The organism is Saccharopolyspora erythraea (genome assembly GCF_018141105.1).
Classification (GTDB): domain Bacteria; phylum Actinomycetota; class Actinomycetes; order Mycobacteriales; family Pseudonocardiaceae; genus Saccharopolyspora_D; species Saccharopolyspora_D erythraea_A.
The window spans coordinates 7,413,542-7,429,878 of sequence record NZ_CP054839.1 but is presented as its reverse complement, the minus strand read 5'-3'; the positions used below and the strand labels follow the sequence as shown (position 1 = coordinate 7,429,878).

The 16,337-nt window shown below is 72.3% G+C and carries 17 protein-coding genes; 4 read left to right on the top strand and 13 right to left on the bottom strand.

The window, feature by feature from the left end; genetic code table 11:
* Nucleotides 1-76: 76 nt before the first annotated feature.
* Nucleotides 77-1,984 carry a cytochrome c oxidase assembly protein gene (locus HUO13_RS33220; protein WP_211898849.1) on the bottom strand — a complete coding sequence of 636 codons (1,908 nt, stop codon included), beginning with the start codon at nucleotides 1,982-1,984 and terminating at the stop codon, nucleotides 77-79.
* A 78-nt stretch (nucleotides 1,985-2,062) separates the two neighbouring features.
* A complete protein-coding gene (locus tag HUO13_RS33215) occupies nucleotides 2,063-2,965 on the bottom strand; it encodes an NAD(P)-dependent oxidoreductase (protein ID WP_211898848.1) in 903 nt (300 codons plus the stop codon).
* 135 nt (nucleotides 2,966-3,100) lie between these two features.
* On the opposite strand from HUO13_RS33215, the gene HUO13_RS33210 reads away from it, so the two are divergent.
* Nucleotides 3,101-3,436 (top strand): winged helix-turn-helix transcriptional regulator, encoded by a 336-nt coding sequence (locus HUO13_RS33210; RefSeq protein WP_211898847.1) that lies wholly within the window; start codon nucleotides 3,101-3,103, stop codon nucleotides 3,434-3,436.
* A gap of 152 nt (nucleotides 3,437-3,588) precedes the next feature.
* On the opposite strand, the gene HUO13_RS33205 is transcribed toward HUO13_RS33210, so the two are convergent.
* The 3 genes from HUO13_RS33205 to HUO13_RS33195 all read right to left on the bottom strand — a co-directional run bounded on the left by HUO13_RS33205 (nucleotide 3,589) and on the right by HUO13_RS33195 (nucleotide 6,949).
* On the bottom strand, nucleotides 3,589-4,137 hold the full coding sequence (locus tag HUO13_RS33205; RefSeq protein WP_211898846.1) for a DUF4232 domain-containing protein: 549 nt from the start codon (nucleotides 4,135-4,137) through the stop codon (nucleotides 3,589-3,591).
* A 111-nt stretch (nucleotides 4,138-4,248) separates the two neighbouring features.
* Complete coding sequence (locus HUO13_RS33200; protein WP_211898845.1) at nucleotides 4,249-5,148, bottom strand: serine/threonine-protein kinase; 900 nt, start codon at nucleotides 5,146-5,148, stop codon at nucleotides 4,249-4,251.
* 16 nt (nucleotides 5,149-5,164) lie between these two features.
* Nucleotides 5,165-6,949: an N-6 DNA methylase gene (locus HUO13_RS33195; protein WP_211898844.1), complete on the bottom strand. Its 1,785-nt coding sequence runs from the start codon at nucleotides 6,947-6,949 to the stop codon at nucleotides 5,165-5,167.
* 84 nt (nucleotides 6,950-7,033) lie between these two features.
* Here HUO13_RS33195 and HUO13_RS33190 point away from each other — a divergent pair, with 84 nt between their 5' ends.
* Nucleotides 7,034-7,837: a PP2C family protein-serine/threonine phosphatase gene (locus HUO13_RS33190; protein WP_211898843.1), complete on the top strand. Its 804-nt coding sequence runs from the start codon at nucleotides 7,034-7,036 to the stop codon at nucleotides 7,835-7,837.
* 123 nt (nucleotides 7,838-7,960) lie between these two features.
* Here the strand turns inward: HUO13_RS33190 and HUO13_RS33185 are convergent, their stop codons facing one another.
* The 8 genes from HUO13_RS33185 to HUO13_RS33150 all read right to left on the bottom strand — a co-directional run bounded on the left by HUO13_RS33185 (nucleotide 7,961) and on the right by HUO13_RS33150 (nucleotide 13,830).
* Nucleotides 7,961-8,242 carry a metal-sensitive transcriptional regulator gene (locus HUO13_RS33185; RefSeq protein WP_211898842.1) on the bottom strand — a complete coding sequence of 94 codons (282 nt, stop codon included), beginning with the start codon at nucleotides 8,240-8,242 and terminating at the stop codon, nucleotides 7,961-7,963.
* A 191-nt stretch (nucleotides 8,243-8,433) separates the two neighbouring features.
* On the bottom strand, nucleotides 8,434-10,677 hold the full coding sequence (locus HUO13_RS33180; RefSeq protein WP_211898841.1) for a heavy metal translocating P-type ATPase: 2,244 nt from the start codon (nucleotides 10,675-10,677) through the stop codon (nucleotides 8,434-8,436).
* Nucleotides 10,674-10,847 (bottom strand): hypothetical protein, encoded by a 174-nt coding sequence (locus HUO13_RS33175; protein WP_211898840.1) that lies wholly within the window; start codon nucleotides 10,845-10,847, stop codon nucleotides 10,674-10,676. The genes HUO13_RS33180 and HUO13_RS33175 overlap by 4 nt, the downstream gene beginning before the upstream one ends.
* On the bottom strand, nucleotides 10,844-11,056 hold the full coding sequence (locus HUO13_RS33170) for a heavy-metal-associated domain-containing protein (protein WP_211898839.1): 213 nt from the start codon (nucleotides 11,054-11,056) through the stop codon (nucleotides 10,844-10,846). The genes HUO13_RS33175 and HUO13_RS33170 overlap by 4 nt, the downstream gene beginning before the upstream one ends.
* Nucleotides 11,057-11,516: 460 nt before the next feature.
* Nucleotides 11,517-11,927 carry a hypothetical protein gene (locus HUO13_RS33165; protein ID WP_249124252.1) on the bottom strand — a complete coding sequence of 137 codons (411 nt, stop codon included), beginning with the start codon at nucleotides 11,925-11,927 and terminating at the stop codon, nucleotides 11,517-11,519.
* A complete protein-coding gene (locus tag HUO13_RS33160; RefSeq protein WP_211898838.1) occupies nucleotides 11,924-12,175 on the bottom strand; it encodes a DUF397 domain-containing protein in 252 nt (83 codons plus the stop codon). The genes HUO13_RS33165 and HUO13_RS33160 overlap by 4 nt, the downstream gene beginning before the upstream one ends.
* Before the next feature lie 180 nt (nucleotides 12,176-12,355).
* Nucleotides 12,356-13,222: a helix-turn-helix domain-containing protein gene (locus tag HUO13_RS33155; RefSeq protein ID WP_211898837.1), complete on the bottom strand. Its 867-nt coding sequence runs from the start codon at nucleotides 13,220-13,222 to the stop codon at nucleotides 12,356-12,358.
* Nucleotides 13,223-13,335: 113 nt separating this feature from the next.
* A complete protein-coding gene (locus tag HUO13_RS33150) occupies nucleotides 13,336-13,830 on the bottom strand; it encodes a hypothetical protein (RefSeq protein ID WP_211898836.1) in 495 nt (164 codons plus the stop codon).
* A 97-nt stretch (nucleotides 13,831-13,927) separates the two neighbouring features.
* Here HUO13_RS33150 and HUO13_RS33145 point away from each other — a divergent pair, with 97 nt between their 5' ends.
* Both HUO13_RS33145 and HUO13_RS33140 read left to right on the top strand, forming a co-directional pair.
* Nucleotides 13,928-14,605, top strand: coding sequence for a response regulator transcription factor (locus tag HUO13_RS33145; protein ID WP_211898835.1), 678 nt, complete (start codon nucleotides 13,928-13,930; stop codon nucleotides 14,603-14,605).
* Nucleotides 14,602-15,936 carry a sensor histidine kinase gene (locus HUO13_RS33140; RefSeq protein ID WP_211898834.1) on the top strand — a complete coding sequence of 445 codons (1,335 nt, stop codon included), beginning with the start codon at nucleotides 14,602-14,604 and terminating at the stop codon, nucleotides 15,934-15,936. The genes HUO13_RS33145 and HUO13_RS33140 overlap by 4 nt, the downstream gene beginning before the upstream one ends.
* The last annotated feature ends 401 nt before the right edge of the window (nucleotides 15,937-16,337 follow it).

Sequence of the window (16,337 nt, the reverse complement as noted above, 5' to 3'; positions counted from 1 at the left end):
TTATCGAGGATCGATTGGTTTCTATCGAACATCAATCGATATTCGATAGATCGCCCGCGCTCGCCGCCTCCCGCGGTCACCGCCTGCGGGACTCGGCGAGCCGGGCGAGCATCGCGTTGTAGGCGGCGAGCTCCTCGTCGCCGGAGCGGTTCTCGCGGCGGCCTTGCCGCACGTCGTGGCGGTACCACTGGGTGAGCAGCGCGATCAGCACGATCACCAGCGGCAGCTCGCCGCCCGCCCACGCGATCGCCCCGCCGAGGGACTGGTCGGCGAGCAGGTCCGGCGCCCACGGCAGGTCCAGCGTCCGGTAGAAGTTCTCCGCGATCACCGTGGACTTGCTCATGACGATCACGCCGAAGAAGGCGTGGAACGGCATCACCGCGAACACGACCCCGAGCCGCGCGAGGTGCGGCAGCGGTCGCGGCGCCGGGTCCACGCCGATCACCGGCCAGTAGTACAGGTAGCCGACGAGCAGGAAGTGCGCGTTCATCAGCTCGTGCGCCCAGTGCTGCGACATCGCCCACTCGAACAGCGGCGTGAAGTACAGGACGTAGAAGGAGCCGACGAACAGCACCGTCGCGACCGCCGGGTTGGCCAGCGCCCGCGCCGGCGGCGAGTGCGTCACCGCGAGCACCCATTCGCGCGGTCCGGCCGGGTTTCCCCGACCGCTCGGCGGGAGCGCGCGCAGCGCCAGCGTGATCGGGCCGCCGAGCACGAGCAGGACCGGCGCCAGCATGTTCAGCACCATGTGCACGAGCATGTGCATGCTGAACAACCCCGACGAGTAGACGCCAAGTCCCGACGACGTCGCCACGACCACCGTCGCGCAACCGGCCAGCCACGCGACCGTCCGCCCGGCCGGCCAGGCGTCGCCCCGCCTGTGCAGCCGTCGCACGCCCACCGTGTACAGGACGGCCATGACGACCGCGGCGGTGCCGAGCACGAGGTCGAAGCGCCACGTGGTGATGACCCCAAGCACGCTGGGAGGTACTGGCAGGTCGTAGCCGATGACCACCGCCGTCGGGCTGACGCCGCGGGCGAGCAGGTTCGGGGGCGGGGTGTGCGCCATGCCCGCCGAGACGCCTGCCGTCACCAGGACGAGCGCGAGCTCCGGTCCGAGCAGACCGCGCACCCCGCGGGCCCGGCGTCGGAGGGCGACGCCCACAGCGCCGAGCACGAGCAGGCATCCGGCCTTCGCCAGCACCAGGGCTCCGTACCGGGTGGTGAGCAGCTGCGGCAGCGGCACCAGGACGAGCGCATCGACCACGCCCGACACCGCCAGCGCGGTCCAGCACCAGAACGCGAGCCTGCGGTAGCGGCCGAGCACCAGCGCCGTCCGCGCGCCGTTGCGGCGCAGGTGCGCGACAACGGCGACGAGCACGCCGAGCCACAGCGCGGCCGCCACCACGTGGATCAGCATGGCGTTGGTCGCGATGTCGTGGCCTGCGTTCGAGGCGGAGTGCCCGACCACCGCGGGTGGCAGCACGCCCGCGACCGCCACCCCCGCCAGCAACGTCGTCGGCCGCCACGACAGCACGAAGTGGCAGCTCAGTGCCACGACGAGCGCGACGGCCGACGTCACCAGCCACGCCTTGGGTTCGATGAGCGCGTGCAGCATTCCGGAGAACGAGCCGGGAGCCAGGACGTCGGCCACCGGCTGACCGGAGGAGTCCGACATCTCCAGCGGCACCATCGCGGCGGCCGCCGTGGCCCACACCCACCCGGCGGCCTCGGCGGTCCGCACGGCCGCGTAGCCGTCGGCGCAGACCCCGCCGGACTCCCGCGGTGAGGTGAAGAAGGCCGCGAACACCAGCGATCCCACGCACACAGCCGCCGCGACATCGGCCACCATGCGCGCCGCGTTCACCCCGAACACCGTCACAGCGCCGGGATCGCGGTAGCCGAGGACGGCGTAGACCTCGCCCCCCGCGGTCCACACCAGGACAGCGGCCACCACGACCGCCGTGATCGTCCCGGCCAACATCCATGTGCCGTGCCAGCGCCGGCCCGTTTTCCCGTCCATCTCCAAGGAGGTCGGTAGCGGTGGCGGTGCGGTTCCCGCTCAGCGGTGCGCGCCTGTCGATGGCACCCGCAGGACCTTGATCAGGCTCATGTAGTTCTCGTCGCCGTGGCCCGCCGCGACGGCCCGGTCACCGAGCGTCTTCAGCTGCGACGGGACCTCGTCGCTGATCCCGGCGTCGCGGCTGGTCCGGACGATGTGCTCGATCGCGGTCAGGCACATCGCCAGAGTTCCGCCGTCTCCGGGGAACTCTCCGCGGTCGATCCGCGCCGCTTCGGCCCGCAGGATCTCCCCGATGACCGAGGGAAGGAACCAGTCGACCGCCGTCTCCGCGAAGTCGGCAACCCCGACTCCCGCCGACTCGACCAGGGCAGCGGCGTGCAGGAAACCGTTCACGGTCGCCCACATCAGGCCGAGCAGCGCGGTGTTGTGCAGGACGGCGAGCCCGGCGTCGTCCCCGAGGTACCGGGGGACGCCCCCGAGGGCGTCCAGCGTGCTCCGGTGTGCGTCGAACGGCTCCCGCGCGCCGCTGTAGAAGACCACCGAGCTCGGAGTGCCGATGACCTCCACCGGCACCATGATCGCGCCGTCGAGGTATCCGGCGCCGTGCGCGGTCGCCCAGGTCAGCGCTTCGCGGGCCTCCCGCGGAGTGCCTGAGCAGAGGTTGACCAGCACCTTGCCGGACAGCTCCGCGCCGGTCCGGTCGAGGGCCGCGCGCATCGCGGCGTAGTCCGCCACGCACACGACGACCAGGTCGCTCGCGGCCAGCGCCTCGGCGGCGGTGGCGGCGCGCACGGCGCCCTTGGCCACCAGCGGGTCGGCCTTGTGCGCGGACCGGTTCCAGACGGTGGTGGGATGGCCCGCGGCCAGGAACGCATCGGCGAGCGCGCACCCCATGGGGCCCAGGCCGACGACGGTCACGGGCGCGGCGAAGCCGTTGTTCATGTCGTGCTCCCGAGGTCCAGATTTTCATGCGCCGCAACGGTTTCCGGCGTGCGCCCATCGTCGTCGCGCGGGAATACCCTGGACAAGTACCGACTTGCAAGTGGGGTACGCACCTGGAAGTCAGGGGAGGATCGGATGAAGGGTCGCCAGCCCTACAGCTGCGGACTGGGGCCGGTGTTCGACGCCATCGCGGGCAAGTGGAAGGTCCTGGTCCTGTGGGAGCTGAACCCGGGGCGGCGGCGCTTCGGCGAACTGCGCAGACGGGTCGCCGGGATCACCGAGAAGGTGCTGATCCAGCAGCTCAAGGAGCTGGAGCGCGACGGCCTGGTGCGGCGCGAGGTGCACTACGAGATGCCACTGCGGGTGGAGTATTCCCTCACCGAGCTCGGCATCACGCTCAACGACGCACTGATCCCGTTGGCGGAGTGGGGAAAGCGCTACGAGCGCGTGAAGGAGAACACCCGCGTCTGAGTGCCCGCCTTCGGACTCGCCGTGTCAGCGGTGCCGGTTGCGGGGGTGGGCCAAGCGCCTTCAAAGACCAAAACAGGCTCCGAGAAGGCGCGACGCGCGCACAGCGGCGGACGCGGGCACGTGCGGCCCGCGTCCGCCGCGGAGCGGTCAGGTCACCAGGCGACCACACCGTCGCTGACCGGCTGCAGCGTGCCGACCTGGGCCGCGGACAACGGCAGCTCCGTCACGCGCTCGTCACCGCCGTTGGCGCCGTGGAAGTCGGCCACCACGGGCGCGGCGGCGCCGGGCGAGGTGATTTCGACGGTCGTGGCCACCCAGCACACCGGGTCGGCCTTGTCGCAGGGCGTCCACTTGATCCCGCCGAACGCCGAGCGGCCCGGGAGGAGCTCGATCGGCCGGCCGGGGCCGGGCTGGGGCACCGCCTCGACGCTGACCGGCAGCTCACTGTTGTCGGCGGCGCGGAAGCCGACGCCCGGCGCTCCCTCCACAGTGCACGCACGGTTGCCGATGTTGGTGAGCACGAGCATCGCCTTGCCGCCGCCGGGCTGGGCGTTCAGGTCGGCCGCGACCTCCTCGGCGGCGCACGGCGCGGGCTGCGCGGGGGCGGCCGGGGCGGAGGCCAGCGCGGCGCCGGCCGCGCCCGCCAGGGCCATCGCGGCAGCGGCGGCGGTGGTGGTCAGGTAGAAGGCGGTCTTGCGCATCGGGACCCTCCGTGATCGTCTCGGAAACTCGTTCCGTGAGACGTCCGGCCGCTCCCGCCGTTGCGAAGCTGAGGAGTTCACCACTGCGGAGCAACCTCGGCGGCAGGCGGTTCACGCCCCGCCGGGGACGCGGCCGATGATGCGGGCGTACATCCGCCCCGGGCTCGGCCTCGACGCGGGATCGAGGAAGCCCGGCAGCATCGGCAGCTCGTCGGCGAACGGCTGCAGGCGCTCGTAGAGGGCGCCGGCGTCGGCGAGCCGGTCCTCGGGGTCCTTCTCCAGCAGGTCCTGCACGAGGTCGTCGAGCTCCGCGGGCACCCCGTGCACGGGTGGCGGGGCCTGCTTCACCTGCTTCTCGAAGACCGCGTAGGCGGTGGGGCCGGTGAACAGCTGCCTGCCGGTCAGCATCTCGTGCAGCACGCAGCCCAGGGCGTAGAGGTCGCTGCGCGGCCCGGCGACGCCCTGCTGGATCTGCTCCGGCGCCATGTACGCGGGCGTGCCGAGGATCTGCCCGGCGCGGGTGAACTGCGCGACGTCGGTGTCTCGCAGCACGGCGAGCCCGAAGTCGAGCACCTTGACCGCCCCGTCCGGGCAGAGCATCAGGTTGGTCGGCTTGAGGTCGCGGTGGCAGATCGACAGGGCGTGGGCGGCCGAGAGCACCGCGCACGCCTGCGCGGCCACCGCCGCCGCCCACGGCACCGGGACCGGACCGTGCTCGCTGATCAGGTCGGCCACCGTGACGCCGTCGACGAACTGCATCACCTGGAACAGGCGGTGGTCGTAGGCCCCGAAGTCGTAGAGCGTCGGCGCACCCGCGTGCTCGAGCCGGGCGAGGATGCGCGCCTCCCGGATGAAGCGCTGCTCCAGCTCCTCGTCGGGTCCGCCGGGCAGGTGCAGGAACTTCACCGCCACCCGGCGGTCGAGGTGCAGGTCGTGGCCGCGGTGGACCGCGCCCATGCCGCCCTTGCCGAGGGGGAGCTCGTCGAGCTCGTACCGATCGGCGATGAGCATCCGGCCTCCCACCAGATCAGGGGCTCAGCCGTCCGTCGAGGAGCCCGTCGAAGCCTAGCCGGGCCAGCCTGCCCGCCAGCTCGGCCGTCTCCCGCGCGGTGTCCTCCAGCTCGGCGAGCCTGGCGAAGGCCCGGCCATAGGCCCGCTGCTCCTCCAGAGGAAGCCTCGGCAGCCTGGTGCGCCTGGCGTCGACTCGGCTGGACCCGGCGCCGGGGCGCGGGTCGGCCGAGCGCAGCGCGCCCGCGATGTACTCCGGGTCGACCTGCGCCCGGTCGACCCGGTAGAGCGTGAGGTACGGGCCCAGCACCGCTTGGTCGCCGCGGACGACCCTGGCGGCGCCGGTCGCGGTCGCCACCACGTCGCCGGGGTGCAGCGGGACCATGCCGTCGGTGGCCGTGGTCCAGCCGGACGGCGCGTGGTTGCCCGCTACGTCGTCGGCGGTCAGCACCGGGGTTTCGCCCGCGCCGAGCGGCATTCGCGGTGAGCCGTGCCGGATGGTGATCAGCCCCGCCTTGGCCATCTCACCGATCGTGGTGATCGGCAGCGACCTGCGTTCCGGCAGCACCTCCAGCTCCGGCAGCGGCAGCGAGGCGCCGCGCAGCTCCTCCAGCGCGGTGGCGAAGTCGCGGCCGAGCCTGCGGCCGGTCCGCCGCAGCCGGTTCGCCGCCGGGCTCAGGTCCACGTCGTCGTCGAGCAGGTCGATGATGCGGGTGCCTGCCGATTCCGGTTCGGCGGCGTGGCGTTCCCACACCGGCTCCACCGAGGACAGATCGTCGGCCTCCAGCAGGAGCAGGTGCGAGGGCGGGCGGTCGCCGGGTGCCGGACGCCGCAGCAGCCACAGGTCGTTCCCGCCCGCCGGCAGCGTCACGATCGCCCGCAGCGCTCCGGCGCGCAGCAGGTTCCCGCGGATCCGCTTGCCCGGACGGCGCGAGGCCGCGGCGGGCGGCATCAGGATCGCGACCGGGGCGCCCGGTCTGGCGTGGGCGAGGCAGTGCTGGACCCACGCGAGCTCGGGCTCCCCGCGCGGTGGCATGCCGAACTCCCAGCGCGGGTCGCCGGTCAGCTCGCCGTGGCCCCAGGAGCGTTCGTTGAACGGCGGGTCGCACAGCACCGCGTCGGCCGTGCTCCCGCGGAAGCCGTCCTCCCGGAGGGAGTCGGCGGCCACGACCTCGGCATCGGTCCCGCGCAGCAGCAGGCGTGCGGCGCTGATCGCGGCGTGCGGCCCGTCGGCCTCCTGGCCGAGCGCGCGCGACGCGGGAGCGGCGAGCAGCAGCGTGCCGAGTCCGCACGCGGGGTCGAAAACGGTGCCTTCGGCCTCGCAGAGCCGCACCATGAGCGAGGCGACCGCGTCCGGCGTGGTGACCAGCCGCCGGGAGTGCGCCTCGCGGTAGCGGTCGCAGAGGAACTCGAAGGTCTCGGCCTCGCCGCGCTCGTCGGCGAGCGCGGTCAGCAGCTCCGCGAGCTCGGGGTCGCCCACGCCGCCGTCGAAACCTGGCACCATGAAGTCGCGCCGCCGCAGCAGGAAGGCTCCCGCGTCCGCGACCAGGCGTCCCAGTCGCAGGTCGTCGGAAGCCGTCCGCAACCGCTGCCAGGCGCGTTCGGCCATCGGCACCTGGTAGGGCTTGCCGTTGCGCCGGAGCCACTCCTCGACTTCGCGGAGGGAGAACAGCGGGCTCGCGCTCGTGCCGCCCACGGGCCGCGGGAAGTCGTCGTAGCGGCGCCGCCAGTTGCTCACCGCGGCGCGCCCGACATCGACCAACCGCGCGATGTCACCCGCGTTCACGGTGGCGTCCTGGCTCATTGGACCCACCCTAGCCGCAGTCAGCAAGCGGGTCCACGGCCGAAATGCTTGTGAACTCAGTTCACCGCATGATTCACTGGGGGTATGACGCACAACGAGTCGTTGGTGCTCCGCTTCGCCAGTGGAACGGATCCGGGGCGCCGCCGTCAGCTGAACGAGGACTCCGCCTACGCCAGTCCGCGCGTGCTGGCCGTCGCCGACGGCATGGGCGGCCACGCGCACGGCGAGGTGGCCAGCTCGATCGCCGTCGAGGTGCTCGCCGACCTCGACCGCGACCTCGACCCCCAGCGGATCGACCTGCTCGACGCGCTCTCGGACGTGGTGACCGAGATCGGCCAGCGGCTGGCGAACCTGGGCGTGCGGAACCCGGAGCTCAAGGACATGGGTACCACGCTCACGACACTGGTCTGGGACGGCACCCGCTTCGCGCTCGCCCACGTCGGCGACTCCCGCGGGTACGTGCTGCGCGAGGGTGCGCTGCACCAGCTCACCCGCGATCACACGCTCGTGCAGGAGCTGGTCGACGCCGGCCGCATCACCGAGGAGCAGGCCGCCGAGCACCCGCGGCGATCGCTGCTGACGCAGGCCCTGCGCAGCGGCGAGTCACCCGTCCCGGACCTCTCCTACTGCGAGGTCCGGCCGTTCGACCGCTACCTGCTGTGCTCGGACGGCGTAACCGCGGTGCTGCACGCGGCCGACATCCAGGAGGTGCTCGGGACCGTGCCCGAGCCGGGGGACGCCTGCCGGCGGCTGATCGAGCTGGCCAACGAGGGCGGCGGCCCGGACAACATCACGTGCGTCGTCGCCGACGTCATCGATCCCGCGGCCTTCGACCAGGAGGACGCCGTGCGGGAACCGAACTGGTGGCAGCGGTTGCTCGGAGGATGATGCGGGCGGAGCCGGACCCGTCGGGACGGCTCCGCGGATGATTCGGCTGGACTTCTCAGGGGCCCGGCGGCAGCCGGACGGCCCGGTGCGATGCGTGTGCTGCGATTCCCCGGCTCGCCGGTGCTATGAACGGACCAGCCGCACGATCGCGTCGTTGGCCTCCCGCAGCTTCTCGTCGGCCACGGCGCCGCCCTCGGTGACCGCCTCGGCGACGCAGTGCTTGAGGTGCTGCTCGATCAGCCCCAGCGACACCGCCTGCAGCGCCTTGGAAGCCGCGCCGACCTGGGTGAGGATGTCGATGCAGTACTCGTCCTCGTCGATCATCCGCTGCAGGCCCCGGATCTGGCCCTCGATGCGGCGCAATCGCTTGAGGTAGCCTTCCTTGTCCTCGGTGTAACCACGCATCTCTCAACTCCTGGATCATCCGCGCCCGCAAGTCCGCCTGCGGTGCAAACCGTCGTGGATACGATACCTCCGTACCGCTGCTCCGGAACCCTCCCGCTTCGCCGATCGCCTCGAATCCGCAGGTGGAGCGGCTGATGCCGGTGAACCCGGCAGTCCACAATGGACAACCGGGCTCCTCGGGGCCGAGTGCGTCAGGACGGCCGGAAGCCGCGCAGCCGCAGGCTGTTGGACACCACGAACACCGAGCTGAACGCCATCGCCGCCCCGGCGATCATCGGGTTCAGCAGCCCCGCCGCGGCCAGCGGCAGCGCCCCGACGTTGTAGGCGAAGGCCCAGAACAGGTTGCCCTTGATCGTGCCCAGCGTCCGCCGGGAGAGCCGGATCGCGTCGGCGGCGGCCCGCAGGTCACCGCGCACCAGCGTCAGGTCCCCGGCCTCGATCGCCACGTCGGTGCCGGTCCCCATCGCGAGCCCGAGGTCGGCGGTGGCCAGCGCCGCCGCGTCGTTCACGCCGTCGCCGACCATCGCCACCGCCCGGCCCTCCTTCTGCAGCCTGGCGACCACGTCGACCTTGTCCTTGGGCAGCACCTCGGCGATGACCTCGTCGATGCCGACCTCCGCGGCGACCGCGCGGGCGGAGTCCTCGTTGTCGCCGGTCAGCAGGATCGGGGTGAGGCCGAGGTCGCGCAGCCTGCGCACCGCCTCCGCCGAGGTCGGCTTGATGGTGTCGGCCACCACCAGCACCGCCCTGGCCAGCCCGTCCCAGGCGACCGCGACCGCCGTCGCGCCCTCCGACTCGGCTGCGGCCTTGGCCTCGGCGAGGTCGCTGGGCAGCCGGACGCTCCACTCCTCCAGCAGCGCGACGCGTCCGACGAGCACCGCGTGCCCGTCGACCACGCCGTGCACGCCCAGGCCCTCGGCGTTGGTGAAGCTCTCCACCTCGGGCAGCGACCCCGCGCGCTCCCGGGCCCCGGTCGCGATGGCCCTGGCGATCGGGTGCTCGGAGGCGTCCTCGAGGGCTCCGGCCAGGCGCAGCACCTCGGTCTCGGTCTCGCCGCCTGCGACCGCGACGCCGGTCAGCGACATCTGCCCGGAGGTGACGGTCCCGGTCTTGTCCAGCACGACGGTGTCGATCCGGCGGGTCGACTCCAGGACCTCCGGCCCCTTGATCAGGATGCCGAGCTGGGCGCCGCGGCCTGTGCCGACCAGCAGCGCGGTCGGCGTCGCGAGCCCGAGGGCGCACGGGCAAGCGATGATCAGCACTGCGACCGCCGCGGTGAAGGCCGCCGCCACCTCGCCGCCCGAACCCAGCCAGAAGCCCAGGGTGGCGAACGCCAGCAGGATCACCACCGGCACGAACACCGCCGACACCCGGTCGGCCAGCCGCTGCACGGCGGCCTTGCCGGTCTGGGCGTCCTCGACGAGCTTGGCCATCTGCGCGAGCTGGGTGTCGGAGCCGACCCGGGTCGCCCGCACCACCAGCCGGCCGCCGGCGTTCACGGTCGCGCCGACGACGGTGTCGCCGGGTGCGACCTCCACCGGCACCGACTCGCCGGTGAGCATGCTGGCGTCGACCGCCGAGCTGCCGTCCTCGATCACGCCGTCGGTGGCGATCTTCTCCCCGGGGCGCACCACGAACCTGTCGCCGACCGCGAGCCGGCCGGTCGGGATGCGCTCCTCGCGGCCGTCCCGCAGCACGGCGACGTCCTTGGCGCCCATCTCCAGCAGCGCCCGCAGGGCGGCGCCGGCCCGGCGCTTGGACCGCGCCTCGAAGTAGCGCCCGGCGAGGATGAAGGTGGTGACCCCGGCCGCGACCTCCAGGTAGATGTTGCCGCTCCCGGCGGAGCGCTCGACGGTCAGCTCGAAGCCGTGCGTCATGCCCGGCTGCCCCGCGGTGCCGAAGAACAGGGCGTAGAGCGACCACGCCAGCGCGGCCAGGGTGCCCATGGAGATGAGGGTGTCCATGGTCGCGGCGCCGTGGCGGAGGTTGGTCCAGGTCGCGCGGTGGAACGGCAGCGCGCCCCAGACGACCACCGGCGCGGCCAGCGTCAGCGACAGCCACTGCCAGTTGGTGAACTGCAGCGGCGGCACCATGGCCATCAGGATCACCGGGACCGACAGCACCGCGCTGACGATCAGCCGGGTGCGCAGCGCGTCGTGCTCGTGGTCCTGAGGCTCCTCGCCGGCTTGCTCGGGCTCCTGCGGGCGCGGGAGCGTCGCGGTGTAGCCGGCCTTCTCGACCGCCTCGACGAGGTCGTCGGGCGTGACGGTGTCGGGGAACTCGACGTTGGCCTTCTCGGTGGCGTAGTTGACGGTCGCCTGCACGCCCTCGATCCTGTTGAGCTTGCGCTCCACCCGGGCGGCGCAGGAGGCGCAGGTCATACCGCCGATGGCGAGCTCGATCCGGTCACCTACCCGGTCGGTGGTGGCGGTCATCGTCCTGTCTCGCTTCCGTGTTCGTCGTGGCCGGTGTCCTGCTGGTGCTGCGCCGGGGGAGGGGGCGGGGTGATCCCGTCGGGGTTGACCGTCCTGCCCACGGTGAAAGCGCTGACGAAGGCGAACGCGGCGACCAGCGCGAAGCCGCCGAGTCGGGCCGCTGCGTTCACGGTCGGCTCACCACCTCGTAGCCCGCTTCCCGCACTGCCGCCGCGACGTCGGAGTCGGCAGGCGGCGCTGCGCTGGTCACCGTGACGGTACCGGTGGACAGGTCGACGTCCACGTCGCTGACCCCGGCGATGGCGCTGATCCCGGTCCGCACGGAGCCGGCGCAGTGGTCGCAGGTCATGCCATCGACGGTGTAGGTGGTGGTCGTCATCTTCGGCGTCCTCTCGCGTGCGGGCCGGGTGGAGCGTCCGGCACCCAGTACAATACCCCCCTAGGGTATTAAGTCAAGTACGCAGGTCGGGCCGCTGGATGCTGTTCCTCTGTTCCCTCGACAGGGTTCCGCTGGAGAGTTCCCGATCTTGCCCTGCGTTCGTCCGGGTGCAGGTCGGGCGACGTGCCACCTACCCCAGGGGGGTAGTGCGGGATGGCAAAAAAGCGCCCACGCGGCACTTGCCGCATGGACGCTTGTGTTTGTTGGTCGGCCGGCCTCCGGCGCACTCCGGCTCGCGGCCGGAGCCTGCTTCGAATGCTCCGCTGTCGCCCGGTCCCGTTCGTCCGCCCCGCCCGTGCTGGGCTCGTCGCGGGGTCGGGCAGCCGCGGGCCTCGAGCAGGAGGGGGTCAGGCCGTCGCGAGCTTCAGGCCATCGTGAGGTCGGGCCGTCGCCGAGGTGGTCAGGCCGAGGCCGCCAGCCAGGTGGACCGCCCGGCGTGGGTGGGCATCCAGCAGCCCTTGGCCGCCGTGCCGATCTCCACCGGGTCCTCCAGCCTGAGCACCTGCTTGATGACGTCCCGGGCGCGACCGGAGGTCCGCCAGATGACCGTCTGCGGGAACAGGACGTCGGGCTCGTCGCCGGGGATCCGCGCGGCGTCGGCGTCGTCCTCGCCGTAGAGCTGCACGATGTCGATCACGTTGTGGTGCACGCGCAGGCCGACCACGGCGACCAGGGTCCCCGCGGAGTCCCTCGGGTGTGCGAACTGGAAGTCCCTGGACATCAGCGCCTGCAACCCGTCGGTGATCTCGTTCGTGACACCGCCGGTGATCGTGCGCGGTTGCTGCTCGAGCTGGGTTTCTGTCCGTATCACGACATGTCCCCCTGCATGATCAGGTCGTCGAACTCGCCGTCCTTGGCACCGCTGAGGAACGCCGCGATCTCGTCGCGGGTGTAGACCAGCGCCGGACCCTCCGGGTACCGCGAGTTGCGGACGGCGATGTCGCCGTCGACCAGCGGCGCCAGTTCCACGCAGTTGCCGACCGAGCCGCTGTGCCTGCTCTTGCGCCAGACCGCGTCGAACAACTGCTGTGCGGGCATTCCGTTATGGACCTGCTGCATCGAAATCCCCAACCTCCCCCGGGTGCCGTGCACGGTCACCTGCACGTGCAGATGATCGTGCACGAACCGTAGCAGTTGCGGATGCAAGAGAGAATGCACGTGCACGGCGGTGTGCGTCAGGTCACACGATTGGGCCTGGGGCCTGCGTGAATACTGGTAACTACGAGCGAACCGCGGGGTTCAGAGCTCGTCGAGGAACGCGGAAAGCCGCTTGCGGGTCGCGTCCGGCGTCAGCGCGTCGACCGCGAGCCGGTGGCTGACCTTGCTGTAGAGCTCGACCTCGTCGGGTTTGTCCAGGTAGAGGGCGCCGCAGAGGTGCTCGAGGTAGACGATGTCGGGAATCTCGGGCTCGGCGAAGCGCAGGATCGTGAACGCGCCCTCGGCGGCCGAGCGGCCCACCGCCAGCGGCACGATCTGCAGCGAGATCGTCGGCAGCTTGGTGGCCTCGAGCAGGTGCTCGATCTGCTCGCGCAGCACCTTGCGCCCGCCGATCGGCCGGTGCAGCACCGACTCGTCGATGACCGCCCACAGCCGAGGGGCGCGGGGCTGCTGGAAGAGCCGCTGGCGCTGCATGCGCAGCCGGACCCGGCGCTCGACCTCCTGGTCGGACGCCTCGGGCCGGCCCTGGGTGGCGATGGCCCTGGCGTAGTTCTCGGTCTGCAGCAGGCCGGGCACGAACTGGATCTCGTAGGTCTGGATGCGGGAGGCGGACTCCTCCAGCCCGACGTAGTCCTGGAACCAGGAAGGCACCAGGTCGCTGTAGCGGTGCCACCAACCGGGTTGGTTGGACTTGCGGACCATGTCCAGGAACGTGGCGCGCTCGGCCTCGTCGGTGACCTTGTAGAGCGTGAGCAGGTCGGAGACGTCGCGTTCCTTGAAGCCGACCCGGCCGAGCTCCAGCCTGCTGATCTTCGAGCCGGAGCCGCGGATGGAGTAGCCCGCGTCCTCGCGGGAGATGCCGTTGGCCTCGCGCAGGCGGCGCAGCTGGCTTCCCAGGACAAGCCGTCGGGCGGTGGGGCCGCTGGTGGCGGCACCATCCGTGGTCACGTCCAGACCTCCCGTTGTGTTCCGGCTCCCCGACCCGTTGTCGCAATCTCGCCACGGATCGTTACATGCGGCGGCAGTGTAGTGCAGCGAGACCGCGAAACCAGTGCTACGCGTCAGTACTCGCTCACTTCGACCAGCGGGGGGTGGTCGTGCCACGTGACGATCACGGACGTGCCGTGCGCGCCGCCGCCGAACTCTACGCGCAACCACCCCTGCGCGGTCCAGGTCCGCACGGAGTATCCCGGCTTCGGGGTCGCCGAGACCAGGCTCGCCGAGGTCGCTCCCATCGACAGCACGACGTGCCCGCCGCCGACGTCGTAGGTGCGCACGTCGCCGGCGGGGCTCGGCACGGGATCCCGCGACGACGACTCCGGTGCCGGCTCCGGTGCCGAGGTCTCGGGAGCGGCCGATTCCGGCGGAGCCGACGCGGGCGGGGTGGTGGGCTGCGGTGGGTGCTCGATGACGGGCCGCACGGCCGGCACCGGGTCGGGCCGGTCCAGCACCGCGCCGCGGATCACGTCGCGGACCCCGAGCCACGACAGCGTGACCGCCGCGGTGGTCGCCGCGAGCCACGCGGCGAGGTAGGTGAGGGCTCGTCTGGTCCGCACGGGAGCGACATCCTGCTCGTTGCGGGCGGTTCGGCGCAACCGCGATGCGCGTGCGCGCGTACGCGGGTCCGGGCGCGGCTTCGGTAGCGTCCCGGGCATGGCAGTGGTTCTGGTGGTCGAGGACGACCCGGTTGTGCGGACGGCGATGATCCGCGACCTCAGCGCCCGCGAATGGGTGGTGCGCAGCGTGGGGACCGCACTCGCCTCGCTGCGCGAGGTCGCCGAGAACCCGCCGGACGTGATCGTGCTCGACCTCGGCCTGCCCGACCTCGACGGTGGCGAGACGCTGAAGATGATCCGCGGGATCTCCGACGTGCCGACGATCGTGGCCACCGCCCGCGACGACGAGCGGGAGATCGTGCGGCTGCTGCGCGCAGGAGCCGACGACTACGTGGTCAAGCCCTTCTCCAGCGAGCACCTCAACGCCCGCATCGAGGCGGTCCTGCGCCGGGCGCGCGGTTCGCGCCCGCCGCAGGCGGTGGAGGTCGGCGGGCTGCGCATCGACCTGGACAGCAGGGCCGCGGCGCTGGACGGAGCCGAGCTCGAGCTCACCCGGCGCGAGTTCGACCTGCTGGCCTACCTCGCCGCGCGCCCCGGCAGGGTCGTGCCGCGCCGCGAGCTGCTCGCACAGGTGTGGCGCCAGTCCTACGGCGACGACCAGACCATCGACGTCCACCTGTCCTGGCTGCGGCGCAAGCTCGGCGAGAGCGCGGCAGCACCGCGCTACCTGCACACGGTCCGCGGCGTCGGCGTGAAGCTGGTGGCACCGGAATGAGGCGGGCGCTGGCGTTGGTGGCGCTGGCGGTGACCTCGATGGTGGCGCTGGCGTTCCTCGTCCCGCTCGGGCTGATGATCAGGGAGATCGCGCGCGACCAGGCGGTCTCGGAAGCCGAGCGGCAGGCGACCGCGCTCGCGCCGGTGCTCGCGACCACGACCGACCCGGCTCTGGTGGGCCGGGCCGTCGCGAGCACCCCGGCCGGACAGGCGGGCTGGCTTGCGGTGCACCTGCCCGGCGGCGAGCGGGTCGGAACCTCCCGGACCGACGTCGGCCAGGCGCGCGCGGCCACCGGAGAGGCGCGTGCCGCGAGCCTGCCGGTGCCGGGCGGATCGGCCTTCGTGCAGCCGATCGCGCTCGACGGCGGCCGGACGGCGCTGGCCGAGGTGTTCGTGCCGGAGTCGGAGCTGACCCGCGGCGTGCTGCGGTCGTGGCTGGTGCTGGCGGCGGTCGGGCTCGTGCTGGTGGCCGGTTCGGTGCTGGTCGCCGACCGGCTCGCGGCCAGGGTGGTGCGGTCGGCGGGCAGGCTCGCCGAGGCGTCGTCGGCGCTGGGCTCCGGTGACCTGAACGTGCGGGTGACGCCCAGCGGCCCGCGCGAGCTGGAGGAGGCCGGCCGGGCGTTCAACGTCATGGCCGACCGGGTGCGGCAGTTGCTCGCGGCCGAACGGGAGATGGCCGCCGACCTCTCGCACCGCCTCCGCACCCCGCTGACCGCGCTGCGGCTCAACGCCGAGGCGCTGGGCGACGGCCCCGCGGCGGAGCAGACCCGCGTCGCCGTCGACCGGCTGGAGCGCGAGGTCGACGCCGTCATCACCAGCGTGCGGCGCTCCGCCGACGGCGAGGGCGACTGCGACGTGGCCGAGCTGCTGCGGGAGCGCCTGGAGTTCTGGTCGGCGCTGGCCGAGGACCAGGGGCGGCGGTGGGAGCTGCGTGGCGCGTCGGACTCGGTGGAGGCGCCGGTGCCGCGTTCGGAGCTGGCCGCGGCGGTCGACGCGGTGGTGGGCAACGTCTTCCGCCACACGCCGGAGGGCACGGCGTTCGCCGTGTCGTTGCGGGAGAACGACGGCGTGGTCGGCGTTGTGGTGGAGGACGGCGGGCCCGGCGTCGGCGAGTCCGGCGCCGTGGTGCGGCGCGGCAGCAGCGGGGCCGGGTCGACGGGGCTGGGGCTCGACATCGCGAGCAGGCTGGCCGAGTCGACCGGCGGGCGCCTCAGCGTCGACCGCTCCAGCCTAGGCGGGGCGAGGGTGTGCATGTGGCTGTGGCAGCGACCCGCCGCGCCCAAGCGCGCCGGACTGCGCGAACGCGCCCGTCGCCGCCGCCGTCGCGGTTGAGCTGGGCTTTCGTCCACATTGGCCTGCTCGCTGGTTCGTCGTGGGCTGAACTAGTTGCGGGCTCGTTGCCCGGCCGGGCTGCTGGCGTTGATGTGTCCTAAATGGGCACTGAGGTCGTCCGAGGGTCGTCAATTGGCGGACGTGTCAACGGTTCGCGTTCTGCGCAATGACGGAGAGTGAAGCTCGCAGAGGCCGGCAACACTTAAGGGAATTCCGCTTCCGGTGACGGTTCTCGAACCGCCGGGCTGCCAGTAACGGACACCGCTCACCCGTTGGTGGCGCAGGCCCCACAGCTAGCGTTCTGCTTCGTGCTGGCGTTGCCATCGACGTTGCGAGGAACGACCGAGTGCCAGATGTTGGGGGAGGGCGACCGACCGAGCGAGTCGCCCGCACGAGCGGGA